Origin of the sequence: Anaeromyxobacter oryzae (assembly GCF_023169945.1) — a bacterium.
Taxonomy (GTDB): Bacteria; Myxococcota; Myxococcia; order Myxococcales; family Anaeromyxobacteraceae; genus Anaeromyxobacter; species Anaeromyxobacter oryzae.
In genome coordinates, this window is record NZ_AP025591.1 from 3,916,092 (window position 1) to 3,930,061 (window position 13,970).

Genomic DNA, 13,970 nt, shown 5'->3' on the forward strand with positions numbered 1-13,970 from the left:
GGCCAGGGCCGATCGCCGAAATCCGCGAACCCGGTCGAGCCTCAGTCGCCGTCCGGCGTCGGGTGGACCGCGAGCTGCGGCTCGGGCGGCAGGTTCAGGATCTCCTCCGGGCAGAGCTCCACGATAAGGTCCGCGATGTCGCGGATCGAGATCATCCCCGCGGCCTTGCCGGCGTCGTCGACGAGCGGCACGTGGCGGAACCGGCCGACGCTCATCTTGTTGAGCGCGTAAGCCACGCTGTCCCTCGGCCGGAGCGTCTCGGGGTCCGGCGTCATGAACTTCGAGACCGGCGCCTTCGCCCAGCCCTTCACCGGGAGCGCGCGGTTCACGAGGTCGCGCTCGGTGAAGATGCCGACGACCCGCTTCGTCCGCTTCTTCTCGACCACCACGACGGCGGAGACCTTCTTCTTCTGCATGAGCGTGATCACCTTCGCGACCGGCACGTCCGGCGCGACCACGACCGCCGACGTCCGCTTCACCTCCGCGATGGCCGTCTCGAGGATCTCGCGCCCGACGTCGCGTCCGCGGCCCACCCTCGGCTCGCCCTCGTCACCCTCCAGCGCCTCGAGCTCCTCGGCGTCCTTCGCGACGACCATGGCTCTCTCCTCGTTCGCCCGGTGATAGAACGGTGGGAAACGAGTCGATGGTCCTGTCCGGTGCGGAGGGCGGCAACGCCCCGCCCGGGGTGACGCGCGCAAGTTCCCGAGCCCTTTGATCTCGTCCTCGTCGTCCGGAGCCACGGCGGGCGACAGGCCGGCGCGCGGCGGCCCCGGCGAGATGGTAAGAAACGGACCAGGGAGGAGAGACCGAATGAAGGCGGCGTTCGTGCTGGTGAAGTGCCACCTGGGCCGGCTCGAGGAGGTGGCGAACGCGCTCATGGAGATCGAGGGCGTGTCCGAGGTGCACTCCGTGACCGGCGCGTGGGACCTGCTCGTGAAGCTGTACGCCCCGACTTACGAGGCGTTCGGCGATCTCATCCCCGACCTCGTCCAGAAGGTGCCCGGCGTGCGCGACACCGAGACGCTCCTCGCGTTTCGCGCCTTCAAGCCGACCGCGTAGGAGGAGCCATGGCGTTCCGGATCCAGCAGCCCGTCCGCCACCCCGACGTCGACCGGACGGGGATCGTCTACTTCCCCCGCTTCTACGACTTCTTCCACCGCGCGCTCGAGGACTTCTTCACGCGCGAGGTCGGGATGCAGATCTGGGACGTCCCCGAGCAGCTGAAGGTCGCGTTCCCGGTGGTGCACATCGAGACCGACTTCCAGACGCCCCTGCAGCACGGGGATCTCGTCACCATCCAGGTCGGCGTCACGAAGGTGAGCAGCCACTCGGTCACGCTCATCTACGAGGTGTACCGGCCCGGCGAGCGCGACCCGGCGGCGCGCTCCACGATCGTGCTCGCCTGCATCGAGGTGCCGGGCTGGAAGAAGACGGAGATCCCGGAGAACGTCCGGGCCGCGTTCGAGCGGCACCGGACCTAGCGGTCGAGGGCGGCTCGACCCGGCTTCGCGGGCGCGCTCGGCGCCTGGCGCGACGCGAGCGGCCCCCCCGCGGCCCCCTCGCCCCCCGCGGGCACGGGCGCCGTCGCCGCCGCGGCGTCCGGGTCGACGCCCCTCGCCACGCCGCGTGCGGTCGTTCCCACGCCGCCCGACCCGGGCGCGCCGAACTCGCGGCGGTACATCTTCAACGTCGAGAGTAGGAACGTGACGACGAGCGGCCCGATCACGAGGCCGATCCCGCCGAACACCGCGAGCCCACCGAGCAGCGCGAAGAACACGACGCCGCCGTTCAGCTCCATCCCGCCCTTGAGCAGGAACGGGCGGGCGACGTTGTCGACGACCGACACGACGCCGAGGCCCCACACGAGCAGGAAGATGCCCGCGAGCAAGTGCCCGGTCGCGAGCATGATGAGGCCGACGACGACGACCATCGCGGCGCCGCCCACCGCCGGGACGAGGGCGACGATGAACGTCGCGAAGGTGAGGAAGATGGGGTTCGGCGCCCGGGCGATGAGGTAGCCGACGAGGCCCGTCACCGTCTGGATCCCCGCCGTCGCGATCGTCGCGACGAGGACCGAGACGCTGGTCCGGCGGAAGTCGTCGACGAGCTCGCGGAACTGGCCGGGGCGGAGCGGGACGCGCCCGTCGAGCCAGTCGATGAGGCGGCGGCCGTCCACGAGGAAGAAGAACAGGCTGATGAGCATCATCGCGGCCTGGAACACCGCGCCCGCGGACGCGGCGAGGAACCCGCCCACTGCCGCGGCCGCCTGGCCGCCCTGCGCCCCCGCGAGCTGCTGGATCTGCGCCTGGGACTCCGGGAGCGCCGCGAGCGCGCGGCGCACGAGGTGCTCGATCGGCCCGGGGAGCCGCGCCATGAGCCCCGCGATCCCCTCGCTCTGGAGCGCGTCGCGCAACCACTGGACGCCGTTCAGCACCTGGTTCACCACGAGCGCGCCGAACGCCGCGACCGGGAGCACCACGGCGAGGAGGACGCCGAGGGTGAGGAGCGTCGCCGCGAGCTGGCGACGGCCGCCGAGGCGCCGGGCGAGCCACTCCATCCACGGTCGGAGCGAGGCCGCCACCACGGCCGCCAGGAAGAGCGCCGCCCAGAACGGCGTGATGATGAGCCCCGTCAGCGCCGTGGCGACGACGAGCAGGAGGACGATGAAGCTTCGGGCGTGGTTGTCGGTCGCCATGGGGCGTCGGTCTCCCTCAGAAGTTGGCGTGCACGCGCCCTGGAGGGATGCCCGCTCCCCCGAGCACCCGGCGGACGTCCTCCACCATCGCCTTCATGCCGGAGGCGAACGCGACCGTCTCCTCCGGCTCGGCACCGCCGAAGGCGAGCGACCGCGCGACCTCCTGCACGCGCCCGCGCACCCCGGTCCAGGCGTCGTCGGCCCGCGACGGGCACAGCACGACCCGGATGCCGCCGCGCTCCCAGCGCACCTGCTCGCGCTGGTACGCGAACTCGGCGCCGTGGCGCTGGCCGTAGAAGAGCGTGACGCGCCGGAAGTCCTCCCGGTGCGAGATCACGTGCTGGACGAGCGCCCGGAGCGGCGCGATCCCGGAGCCGGCCGCGAACAGGAGGACGTCCTTCCCGATCGCCTCCTCGAACGGGAACCCATTGCCGAACGGCGCCGTCACGTCGAGCGTCGTCCCGGGCGCGGCGCTCGCGATGATCGCGTCCGCGATCCGGCCGCCCCGCTTCACGAGCAGCTCGGCGGTGCCGTCGGGCTCGGGCGCGCTCGCGAGGGCGAAGAAGCCCTCCCCCTCGCCGGTCCGGATCTTCACCACCTGTCCCGGTCGCACGTGGGCGCACGCGGCCTCGGGCGGGAGCGCGAGGCGGAGGCCGCGGAAGGCGGCGGTCTCGTCCCACGCAGCGAGGACGCGCGCGGGCGTGTAGACGGTCGGTCCGAGCATCGTCCGCAGGCTATAACGGAACCGGTCTCAGGGTGCGGCGCGTCGCTCCGGCGGCTCCGGCTCCGCGCGGGGGCCGGGCCAGCCCGCGGCGTCGCGCGCGAGGAGATCGCGGGCGCGGAGGGATCCCGCCCGGAGCCGGGCGAGCGGGTAGAACGTCCCGCGCCAGACGACGCCGCCGCGCGCGCCGGCGGCCGCCGCGCTCGCGAGGAGGACGGCGCCCAGCAGCACGGCGCACGCGGGCATGAGGAGCCCCTCCGCGCCGCTCCCGGCGGCGGTCCGCCGGGCGGTCCCGCCGTGGACGATCGCGGCGAGGACGAGCGCGCCCACGGCGAGCGCGCGGGCGGCGGGGTGCGGCGCGGCGACGGCGAGCGCCACCGGCGCGGCGCCGAGGAAGCCGATCCAGGCGGCGGCGAGGAGCGTGAACCCGACGCGGTACTCGGCGGCGGCGAACGCGTTCTTCACGAGGCCCACCATCGACGCCCGGAACCCATGCTGCCACCTAACCTGCACGCGGCCGCCGCCGTTCACGATCCCCTGGGGCACGCCGCTCCGGCGGAGCAGGAGCCCGAGCTTCACGTCGTCGACCACCTCGAGCGCGAGGCGCGCGTGACCGCCGGCGCGGAGGTACGCGTCCCGGGAGACGAGGTTGAACGCGCCCACGCCGGCGAAGGCGCGGGTGCCTGCGCGAGGCAGCTCCCAGGCGCGGAACGCGGCCGCCGCGAACGCGGCGAACGCCGTGACGAAGGCCCGCTCGAGGAGGCCCGGCGCGACGAAGCGCGGAGCCGCCGCGACGTGCCCGAGGCCGTGCCGCGCGGCGAACGCGAGCGCGCGGCGGAGCGCGTCCGGCGCGAACACGACGTCGCCGTCGGTGAAGAGGAGCCACTCGCCGCGGGCGACGCGCACCCCCGCCGCGCACGCGTGGTTCTTCCCGAGCCAGCCGTCGGGGAGGGTGGCGACGTGCACGACCGAGAGCCGCCGGTCGTCGCGCGCGATGGCGTCGAGGATGGCGCCGGTGCCGTCGGTCGACCGGTCGTCGACCGCGACGACCTCGAGCGCGGGCAGGTCCTGCGCGAGGAGCGAGCGGATCGCCCGCTCGACGCCCCGGGCCTCGTCGCGGCACGGGACGACGACGGAGAGAGACGGGACCTCCGCCGCCGGCGCGACGGCGTCGAGGAAGGCGACGGCGCGCTCGGTGCGCAGCCCGGCGAGCGCGAGGCGCGCCCAGCCCGCGAAGGCGAGCGCGGCGACGACGAGGGAGGCGGCGGCGATCACCGGCCCGTTCTACCGCGGCCCGCGCGCGCGTGCCCGCTCCTACCGCGCGCCCGGACCCGCCGCCTCGCCGGGGCGAGGCCGCTCCGGCAGCCGATCGAGGTCGAGCAGCCAGCCGTCGCGCGCGGCGACCGTCGGCACGCCGGTGCGCGACGAGATCGCCTGCGCCGCGGCCTGCGCCTTCTGCGGCGGGAGCTGCATCCCGAAGTGCGTGAGGATGGCGATCCGAGGCCGGATCGTCGCGACGAGCGCCTCGGCGTCGTCGGCGCCGAGGTGAAGGTAGCGCCGGTCGCGGCCGCGCGCGCGGGTGGTGTTGACGAGCAGGAGATCGACCCCGGCGTACGCGTCGGGCAGGGCATCCATCCAGTACGTGTCGATGACGTGCCCCACCGTGAGCCCGTCCACGGCGAGCCGGTACCCGTACGTCTCCACCCCATGGTCGTGGGCGAGGGGGGTCTCGAGCACCACGCCCGGAGCGAGCTCGTGCCGGCCGCCCTCCGTGAGCAGACACTTCCGGGCGACGAACGCCTGGGCGTAGCGGAACACCACCGGCTCCGTCTCGAGCGCATCGCGCGGGGCAGCGAGCGTGCCGCGCGGCGCGAAGCCCCCGCGGCTCATCGCCTCCACGACGGCCGTCGCATCGCCCGAGTGGTCGAGGTGGCGGTGCGTGAGCACCAGCGCGTCGACGCGGGACGGGTCGATCTTGGGGCGTGACGAGAGGGCGCGGACGAGCGCGCCGGGACCGGGATCGATCCAGATCGTCGCGCCGCCGAGCCTCCAGACCACCCCGCCGGAGTGCCGCGTCTGTGTCGAAACCGCGAACCGGGCACCCGCGGTGCCGAGGAACTTGAGGGAGCGCAAGGGAGCGGCGACGTCTGCGGTCACCCGGCGATCATAGCTGCCGCCCCCGCTCGCGGCACGATCTCGGGGGCGGCTCGGGCGTCACTGTCCGTCTACCCAGCGGGGCGTGTCCCGTCGCTCGAAGAGGTCGCTAGAGTCGCGCGGAGATCCTTCGGGGGAACCAACCATGTCCTGTCGCCGCGCCGTCGTCGCGGTCGTCGCGCTCGTGGCGCTCGCCGCGCTGCCCGCCGCCGCCGCCCCTCGCCTTCGGGTGCAGCTGGAAGTGAACGGAGACTTCGCCCTCATCGGGAACACGCTCGGGTACGACTGCAACCCCGCGGTCCCCGCGCCGCTCGTCGGCGCCGTCGGGGCGTGCGGCACGGCCACGGAGGACACCGCGTCCGACGTCTACTGGCGATCGAACGCCAGCGCGTCCGGCGACGCGCCGGGCGCCGCGTTCGCGGACGTCTCCATCACGCCGGCGCAGGCGCGCTCCTCGGCCCGGCTCCGGCTGCCGCCCGGCGCCACGATCAAGTACGCCCGCATCTACTGGGGCGCGCTCGCGCCCAATCCCTGGACCGTCGGACCCGAGATCACGCTCGAGCGGCCGGGCGTCGCCGGCTCCGCCACCGTGCTCGCGGCGGACCGGCTGTCGAGCGCGACGGCCGCGAACGGCGCGCTGTACTACCAGGGCACGGCGGAGGTGACCGCGCTCGTGTCGGCCTGGGCGGAGGGCGACTACCAGGTCTCGGGCATCACGGCGCCGGAGATCGCGAACCTGGACAGCGAGCACCCGTACGCCGCATGGGCGCTCGTCGTCTTCTACGAGGACGTCTCGGAGCCGCTGCGGAGCCTCACGCTCTTCGACGGGTTCGAGCTCGTGACGAAGTACGCGCAGACCGCGGACGTCTCGATCTCCGGGTTCCGGGTCCCCGACGCGGCGTTCGACGCGAAGCTCGGCGTCGTCGTGTACGAGGGCGACCAGCGCACCGACGGCGACTCCCTCCTCTTCAACGGGGCGGCGCTCTCCGACGCGAGCAACCCGGCGATCAACTTCTTCAACGGCACGCGGACCTACCTCGGGCTCCCGGTGTCGAGCGCCGATCCGGCCCTGCCCCCGTGGTGGTCGAACGCCGGCGACCTCCCGCGCCTGACGGGCGCTGCGGACTCGATGGCGGGCCTCGATCTCGACGTGGTGGACGTCACGGCGAGCGTGCGGGGCGGTGACACGAGCGCCTCGGCGACGCTCACCACGAGCGACGACACCTTCGCGCTCGGCGCCGTGATCACGTCCATCACGACGCTCCACCCGGACTTCGGGGGCCACCTGGAGAAGACCTGGCGCGACCTCGACGGCGACGGCGCCGTCCTCCCCGGCGACGTCATCGAGTACCGCCTCACCGCCACGAACGCCGGCAACGACGCCGCGGTCGGGACGGTGATCGTCGACCCGCTCCCGCCCGGCGTCACGTTCGTCGCCGGCTCGATCCAGACCGCCTGGACCGGCGCGCCCGAGCTCGCGCCGAGCACCGACGCGGCCGGCGACGACGTCGCCGAGTACGATGCCGCCTCCCGCACCGTCACCGCGCGCGTCGGCCGGGGCGCGTCCGCGACGCAGGGCGGCGCGCTCGGCGCGGCCGTCGTCGCGCCGGCGACCGCCGCGGAGTGGGCGCGCGTCGTGTTCCGGGTGAGGGTGGACCCGGCGGTGGCGGGGCAGATCGTGAACCTCGCCACGATCCGCGCCGCCGGGGAGCACGGCGCGGCGGCGGCGACCGCGATCTCGGTCGCGCCCGCGGGCCCGCCGGGCTTCACGGTGGACGCCTGCGCCACCGACCTCGACTGCAGCGCGTCCGCCCCGCGCTGCGCCCCCGGATCGCCGCGCACGTGCGTGGGGTGCCTCGCCGACGCGGACTGCGGCGGCGCGACGCCGGTGTGCGACACCGCCGGCCAGGCCTGCCGTGGCGGCCCGAAGCTCGAGCCCGCCGCCCTCGAGCGCGCCGCGGTCGCGGGCGTCCCGGTGCCGTTCGGGCACGGGCTCTCGACCTGGAAGCTCGGCGGCGAGGTGGTCCCGCTCGCCGTCTTGGCGTCCGGGTGCGCGCCGCGCGTGGAGCTCGCGCGCGACGCGGGCGGCGCACCGGGTGAGGTGATCGCGGTGGACACGACCGGCGACGGCGTCTTCGAGACCGTCGCGCACGACGAGGACGGCGACGGCAAGCCCGACCTCGGGCTCGCGACGTATGGGACGACCGTGCCGTTCTTCGTCACCGTCCGCGTCCCGGCGGACGCCGCGATCGGCTCGACCTGCACCGTCACGGTGACCGCCGGCGCCGGCGCCGGCCTGGTCTCCGCGGTGGACGTGGTGCGGGTCTCCCCGGCGATCACCTTCGGCCCGGACGACACGTTCGCCGCGGGACGCGGGCGCGTCGTCCCGAGCGGCGGACGGGCGCTCTTCCGCGGCGTGGTGCAGAACAACGGCTCGGCTCCGGCGGACGTCGCCCTCGCGGTGCAGCTCACCGCGACGCCCGCGCGCGACCTCGCGCCCGCGGTGGTCTACACGGATCCGGACGGCGACGGCGATCCGCGCGACGGGCGGGTGGTGCAGTCGCTCGCCGCGATCCCGCCGTTCGGCGGGCGGGCGAACGTCGTGGTGGCGCTCTCCGCCACCTCGCCCATCGGGACTCCGCTCGCGACGGGCGCGCGGATCCACGCCGAGGCGGTCGCGACGAGCGGTGGCGCGAGCGCGACCAAGCTCGCGGAGGCCCAGGTCGGCGTGCTCACCGCCTGCGCCGACGCGGCGTGCACCGTCCCCGCGGCGCGCTTCGCGCCGTGCGAGCCGGCCACCGTCCGCGCCGAGGGGCTCGTCCCCGGCGCGACGGGCTACGCCCTCCGGTGGTACGCCGGGACCGTGACGCCGACGGCGAGCACGGTCCCGTCCCGCAGCGTCGACGCGTGGGCGGTCGGCGGCGACGGCTCCGCCACGGACACGCTGCCGCTCGCGGCCGACGCCACGGCGTGGACCGTCGCGCTCGTGGACACCCGCGGCGGTGCGCCCGTCATCGTCGAGACGCTCTCGCTGCAGGTCGAGCGCGACGGCAACGTGACGGTGTCGCCGGACGGGCCCCCGTACGTCGGCGGGAACCCGTTCCACGCCGCGGCCCGGGTCGAGAACCGCGCCACGCAGGCGACGCTCCGCGCCACGCGGCTCCGCTGGACGGTGAGGGATCCCGCCGGCCGGGAGATGGCGCCTTCCGGCGCCTTCGGCGCGGGCGTCGGACCGACGCGGATGCGGGTCGGCCTCGACGTCCCCGCGGGCAAGACGGCCGACGACGCGCTCGCGGTGGCGGCCGCCGGGTTCGGGGGCATCGGCCGCTACGCCGTCACGGCGGAGTGGCTGCTCTCCTGCGCCGACGCGCCGATCGCGACGTCGACGGCGAGCCTGGACGTGCCGCCCCCGCCGCCGACGCTGACCGCGCCCGCTGCCGGCGCGGTGCTGAAGGACGCGCGCCCGACCTTCGCGGGCCTGGCGACGCCCGGCGCGAGCGTCACGGTGGACGTGGACGGCGCGACGCTCGGCCCGGTGGAAGCCGGCGCAGACGGCACGTTCGCGCTCGTCCCGGCGGCGGACCTGCCCGGCGGCGATCGCACCGCCCGCGCGATCCAGACCGTGAACGGCGCGCCGTCGGCGGCCTCCGCCGCGGTGGCGTTCAAGATCGACGCCGGCAGCTCCGGCTGCGGGTGCCGCACGGGCGGCGCGGGCGCCGGCACTGCGCTCGCGCTCCTCGCGCTCGCCGCGGCGGCGCTCGCCCCGCGCCGCCGGCGGAGGGCCTGGGCGGCCGAGCGTGATTCGTGAACGGCGGGTGGGGGCCCCGCGCAGCGGGGGAGGGGCGCAGCCCCTCTCCGCGGGGCAGCCGCGCGCAGCCGCGAAGCGGCGAGCACGGCGCAGGGCCCGCGCAGCGGGGGTGGGGGCGCAGCCCTGACGATTCATCACATCTCGGACCACCGCGACCGTCGCCGCAGGGACGCCGCGTCTGTGTTGGCGAGCGGGGAAGGGCTCTAGAAGAAGGGGGACGGCCGGGGCGTGGCCGCAGGGGCGAGACGTCGCCGCGGGGATCGGCCACCAAGAAGCCTGCGTCGCGACGGCGGCGATGGGGTCCGGCCAGCCGGAGGCTTCGGGAGGCGCTCCGCCGCGCCCGACGGTCACGTCGGCCCGGTCAGGGCCGCGGCGGGAACTTCGGAGCGCGCACCCGCCGAGCCGGCGTCGCGGCGTCCCGTCGCCGCGGTGGCCTTCCGGGCCGGCGCGTACCTGTCCATCCATGCATCGCCGAAGATTTTCCGTGCGGCGAGCAAGTTGTGCCGAGCGCAGAGGAGGCGAACGTTCTCGATCGTCGACTTCCCGCCGAGCGCCTTCGGCTGGATGTGATCGTACTGGAGACGGTGGCGCGAGCCGCAGACGCCGCCGTTCTCGAGAGCCCACCGACAGCAGCCGCCGTCCCGCACCCACACCGCCCGCTTCACCTCCGCCGGGATGTGGTCCGGTCTCGACGGCCGCTTCTCGCGCCGCGGCTTCTCGACCAGGCCCTTCCGCTTCTTGGCCCGGTCGAGGAGGAGGTCGAGCGCGACCTCGAGGATCTCCTCGGTGCTCGCCCCCGGATGCGAGTGGGAGAGCGCGTCCCTGGCGTCGGCAACCTTCGCCTCGAACCGCTTCGTGACGGTGAGGTGCATCCGGCGGAGGTCGGCGGTGAGCGGCTCGAAGGTCGGCGGCGTCGTCCGGGAAATCGGGCCATTCACGGTCCGTGTGGCCACTTTGGCATCGGCGAGTTCTGCCGGCGAACCGGGCGCAATGACGCAGGCGGTCGCCGGCGCGCCGAGTTCGAGCGCTGCGGCGGGTTCGGGGTCGCGCACTGGTCGCGCCGCGGCCGCGACGCGAACGGTCGTCACGACCTCCCGGCGCGGAGGACGCTCCGCCGGCTTCAGCTCCGCGACGACCGCCCGCGCCTCCTGCTTCGAGAGGTGGAGGAACCGGGGGATCACCTGGTCCCGGTTCTCCGGCGTGAGCACCTGGGCGAGCTCGCCGACGGTGGAGAGGCACAGCTTGCCGTCCTCGAGCGGCTCGACCAGCTCGGAGAAGCTCGAGCGCTGGCGCGAGAATCAGCGCGCTGCGTCGCGCCGGGGTTCGGACGCCGCTCGCGTCGCTCCGCGCGGCGTGGAGCGCTGCGAGAGCGGCGCTCTCGCGCGGGCGCGACGCGCGATCCGCGAGTGCGCCGGAGACGTGTCAATTGCGCGACGCGATCCGTTGGGTTCCCTCGAACGCGCCCGCATCCGCGTCTCGCGCCGGGAGCTCGCCGTCATTGCGACGCAGGCTTCTTGGTAGCCGATCCACGCGGTCGACGTTTCCCCACCGCGGACCCGCCTCGGCCGGCCCCTTCTCAGCCCTCCTTCACTTTCACCGATCAAGACCGGCCGGGCGCAAGGCGCCGGTTCTCGTTCGGCTCGTGATGAATCATGAGGGGCGCAGCACCCGCTCAATACGTGATGAGGGAGTGCACGCGCTCCGGCCCGAGCCGTCGCGCGCCATGGAGGAACGAGAGCTCGACGAGGAACGAGAAGGACACGAGCTCCGCCCCCTGGCGCGCGACGAGCCGGCCCACCGCGTCCGCGGTGCCGCCCGTCGCGAGCACGTCGTCGACCACGAGGACGCGCTCGCCGGGACCCACCGCGTCGACGTGCAGCTCCAGCGCGTTCTCGCCGTACTCGAGCGCGTAGACCTCGCGGATGGTCTGCCAGGGGAGCTTGCCGGGCTTGCGGGCCACGGTGAGGCCCGCGCCGAGCGCGTACGCGAGCGGCGCGGCGAAGAGGAACCCGCGCGACTCGATCCCGACGATCTTGTGGATCCGCTCGCCCTTCCAGCGCGCGATGAACGCGTCGATGACCTCGCGGAAGATCGCCGGATCGGAGAGAGCGGGCGTGATGTCCTTGAAGACGATCCCCTTCTGCGGGAAGTCGGGGACGTCGCGGATCCGGGCGCGGACGGCATCCATCATGGCCCGCGTACCTTAGCACGGGATCCGCGGCCGGTCGGCGCGGCGCTCACGGCAGGAAGAGCAGGGGGTTGCGGGGCCGCGTCCCCTGCCGGACCTCGAAGTGGAGGTGGGGGCCGGTCGTCCGGCCGGTCTGCCCGACCCGGGCGATGGGCTGCCCGCGGCGCACGCGGGCGCCGTCCTTCACGAGCACCTCGGACGCGTGCGCGTACAGCGTGACGATCCCGTCGTCGTGGCGGAGGATCACGATCTCGCCGTAGCCGGCCTGCTCGCCCGCGTAGATGACGGTGCCGTCCGCGGCCGCGCCGACGGCGGTCCCCTCGGGCGCCGCGATGTCGATGCCGTCGTGGCGCTGCCCCGCGCGGACGCCGAACCGGCCGTAGAGGACGCCGCGGAGCGGCCACGCGAGCGGAGCGTGCGCGCGCGGCGGCGAGGCGGCGGACCGCCCCGGCCCCGGAGGCGGATCGGCGGGCGGATCGGCCGGAGGACCGCCCCGGTCGGCGGCGGCGTCGAGGGCCGCGGCGATCGAGGGCGGCGGCGTGGCGGTCGCGCGGGCCGTCGCCGTGGCGGCGTCCGCGGGCGGCACGGTCACCACGCCCGCCGCGCCGGGCACGAACAGCTCCGCGCCCGCCGCGACGGCTCGCGGATCGGCGATGCCGTTCGTCTCCATGAGGTCACGCGGATCGATGCCGTACGCGCGCGCGATGCGCCAGACGGTCTCGCCGCGTTGCACGACGTGCACGACGCCGACCAGGGCGGGCTCGTCGTGACCGGGATCCGGGGAGAGCGGGATGGGGAGGACGCGCGAGGCCGGGCGGAGCGGAGCGACCGGCGCGCAGGCGAGGACGAGGAGGGCCGCGGCGATCGCCGCCGCGGGGCGGTTCACGGGGCCGGCTCCTTCGTGAACCCCGGCACCGTCCAGCTCCGGAGCTGCTGCAGCATCGGGTCGTGCGTCGAGTCGAGGTGCAGCGGCGTGACGGCGACGAGCCCCTCGAGCTGCGCGGTGTTGCAGTCCGACCCCGGGATGTCCTCGTTGCGCGCGCCGCCCTCGCCGCCGATCCAGTAGTACTTCCGGCCGCGCGGGTCGGTCTTCTCGACGACCTCGTTCCCGTACGTCCGCCGGCCGAGGCGCGTGAACCGGTAGCCGCGGACCGGGCCCGGCGGGACGTTCACGTTGAGCAGCATCGGCGCGGGCGGCGCCGACGCGATCATCTGGCGCGCGAGCGCCGCGGCGAAGCGGGCCGCCTCCGCGAAGTCGTGCGGCGGCGGGGCCGCCAGCGACACGGCGACGGCGTTCACGCCGAGCAGCGCGGCCTCCATCGCGGCGGCGACGGTGCCGGAGTACAGGACGTCGTTGCCGAGGTTCGGCCCGTGGTTCACGCCGGACACCACGACGTCCGGCTGCGCCTGCCGGAGCACCAGGTTGAGGCCCATGTACACCGCGTCCGTCGGCGTGCCGTCCACCGCGTACCAGCGCGGCGCGACCTCGATCATCCGGAGCGGGCGGTGCAGCGAGATGGCGTGGGACGACGCGGACTGCTCGCGGTCCGGCGCGACGACCCAGACCTCGTCCCCCTCGAACGCGGCCGCGAGCGCGCGCAGGCCCGCCGCGTGAACCCCGTCGTCGTTCGAGAGCAGGACGCGCACGGGCGTGAATCTACCAACGGCGGCCCTCGCCCGCCAGGCGCGGGCGGGCCGTCCCGCGACGCCCGCGGCCGTGCTTCAGTCGAGCCGCTCGAGCTCCGAGACGAGCGCCTCCGCGAGCGTGCGCGCGGCCGTGACGGTGCGTGGCGGGAGCCGGCCGAGGGCGCGGCGCACCGCGATCTCCACCGTGCCGGCGCGGACGTCGTCGATCTCGCGGCCGCGCGCCGTGAGGTGCAGCAGCGCCCGCCGCGCGTCGGCGGGATCGGCGCGCCGCTCGACCATGCCGCGCGTCTCGAGGCGCTTCAGCACGCCGGTGAGCGTGCTCGGGTGCAGGTGGAGGATGTCCGAGACCGCGCCCGCGGAGATGCCGGGGTTCCGCCCCACGATCCGGATGACGAGCCGCTGCGGGCCGGTGACCCCGACGCGCGACTCCATCCGCTTCGACGCGGACTGCAGGGCGTGATCGAGGGACCAGAGCGTCCGCATGAACTCGAGGACCGGGCCGAGGTTCCGGTCCGGCTCGGCTGCGGTCTGGGCGGCGGCGACGGCGTGCAATGGGCGCGGCATCCCTTCATTGGACCTCAGAAATTTGTGTTTTGCTACCTTTCCGGGAGGGACATTCTGCCGCAGTTTCCGCGGCTGAGACTCGGACTCACCGTGCGTGCGCGCCGCGGTGGCCACGCGGTGCATCCGGCCTGCCCACATCGTCCGCGGGTGTCGCCCGATGTCGGTCGGACGCTCCCAGGGTGCGCGGGCCGCC

General features: G+C 74.9%; 13 protein-coding genes. 3 read left to right on the forward strand and 10 right to left on the reverse strand.

Annotation, left to right across the window (positions count from 1 at the left end; translation table 11 throughout):
- Positions 1–41 precede the first annotated feature (41 nt).
- Positions 42–596, reverse strand: coding sequence for a CBS domain-containing protein (locus AMOR_RS17095; protein ID WP_248352768.1), 555 nt, complete (start codon positions 594–596; stop codon positions 42–44).
- A gap of 214 nt (positions 597–810) precedes the next feature.
- Here AMOR_RS17095 and AMOR_RS17100 point away from each other — a divergent pair, with 214 nt between their 5' ends.
- Both AMOR_RS17100 and AMOR_RS17105 read left to right on the forward strand, forming a co-directional pair.
- A complete protein-coding gene (locus AMOR_RS17100; protein ID WP_248352770.1) occupies positions 811–1,059 on the forward strand; it encodes an Lrp/AsnC ligand binding domain-containing protein in 249 nt (82 codons plus the stop codon).
- An 8-nt stretch (positions 1,060–1,067) separates the two neighbouring features.
- Positions 1,068–1,481: an acyl-CoA thioesterase gene (locus AMOR_RS17105; protein ID WP_248352772.1), complete on the forward strand. Its 414-nt coding sequence runs from the start codon at positions 1,068–1,070 to the stop codon at positions 1,479–1,481.
- Here AMOR_RS17105 and AMOR_RS17110 read toward each other — a convergent pair.
- Genes AMOR_RS17110 through AMOR_RS17125 form a run of 4 tightly spaced genes read right to left on the reverse strand, consistent with a single transcriptional unit; the run spans position 1,478 to position 5,573 of the window.
- Positions 1,478–2,695, reverse strand: a complete 1,218-nt coding sequence (locus AMOR_RS17110) for an AI-2E family transporter (RefSeq protein ID WP_248352774.1) — start codon at positions 2,693–2,695, stop codon at positions 1,478–1,480. The two genes, AMOR_RS17105 and AMOR_RS17110, sit on opposite strands and share 4 nt — an antisense overlap.
- Positions 2,696–2,711: 16 nt before the next feature.
- Positions 2,712–3,419 (reverse strand): ferredoxin reductase domain-containing protein, encoded by a 708-nt coding sequence (locus tag AMOR_RS17115; protein WP_248352776.1) that lies wholly within the window; start codon positions 3,417–3,419, stop codon positions 2,712–2,714.
- A 27-nt stretch (positions 3,420–3,446) separates the two neighbouring features.
- Complete coding sequence (locus AMOR_RS17120; RefSeq protein ID WP_248352777.1) at positions 3,447–4,691, reverse strand: glycosyltransferase; 1,245 nt, start codon at positions 4,689–4,691, stop codon at positions 3,447–3,449.
- Between the two features lie 39 nt (positions 4,692–4,730).
- The gene (locus AMOR_RS17125) at positions 4,731–5,573 is read right to left on the reverse strand and encodes an MBL fold metallo-hydrolase (protein WP_248352778.1); all 843 of its coding nucleotides are present in this window, start codon (positions 5,571–5,573) and stop codon (positions 4,731–4,733) included.
- Positions 5,574–5,715: 142 nt separating this feature from the next.
- Here AMOR_RS17125 and AMOR_RS17130 point away from each other — a divergent pair, with 142 nt between their 5' ends.
- A complete protein-coding gene (locus AMOR_RS17130; RefSeq protein WP_248352779.1) occupies positions 5,716–9,378 on the forward strand; it encodes an MYXO-CTERM sorting domain-containing protein in 3,663 nt (1,220 codons plus the stop codon).
- 347 nt (positions 9,379–9,725) lie between these two features.
- On the opposite strand, the gene AMOR_RS17135 is transcribed toward AMOR_RS17130, so the two are convergent.
- The 5 genes from AMOR_RS17135 to AMOR_RS17155 form a co-directional block, all read right to left on the reverse strand.
- Positions 9,726–10,586, reverse strand: coding sequence for an HNH endonuclease (locus AMOR_RS17135; RefSeq protein WP_248352780.1), 861 nt, complete (start codon positions 10,584–10,586; stop codon positions 9,726–9,728).
- A 464-nt stretch (positions 10,587–11,050) separates the two neighbouring features.
- Positions 11,051–11,569, reverse strand: a complete 519-nt coding sequence (locus AMOR_RS17140; RefSeq protein WP_248352781.1) for an adenine phosphoribosyltransferase — start codon at positions 11,567–11,569, stop codon at positions 11,051–11,053.
- A gap of 46 nt (positions 11,570–11,615) precedes the next feature.
- Positions 11,616–12,452: a LysM peptidoglycan-binding domain-containing M23 family metallopeptidase gene (locus AMOR_RS17145; RefSeq protein ID WP_248352782.1), complete on the reverse strand. Its 837-nt coding sequence runs from the start codon at positions 12,450–12,452 to the stop codon at positions 11,616–11,618.
- Positions 12,449–13,213, reverse strand: a complete 765-nt coding sequence (gene surE / locus AMOR_RS17150; protein ID WP_248352783.1) for a 5'/3'-nucleotidase SurE — start codon at positions 13,211–13,213, stop codon at positions 12,449–12,451. Before surE ends, AMOR_RS17145 begins: the two co-directional genes overlap by 4 nt.
- 75 nt (positions 13,214–13,288) lie before the next feature.
- A complete protein-coding gene (locus AMOR_RS17155; RefSeq protein ID WP_248352784.1) occupies positions 13,289–13,777 on the reverse strand; it encodes a MarR family winged helix-turn-helix transcriptional regulator in 489 nt (162 codons plus the stop codon).
- Positions 13,778–13,970: the final 193 nt, after the last annotated feature.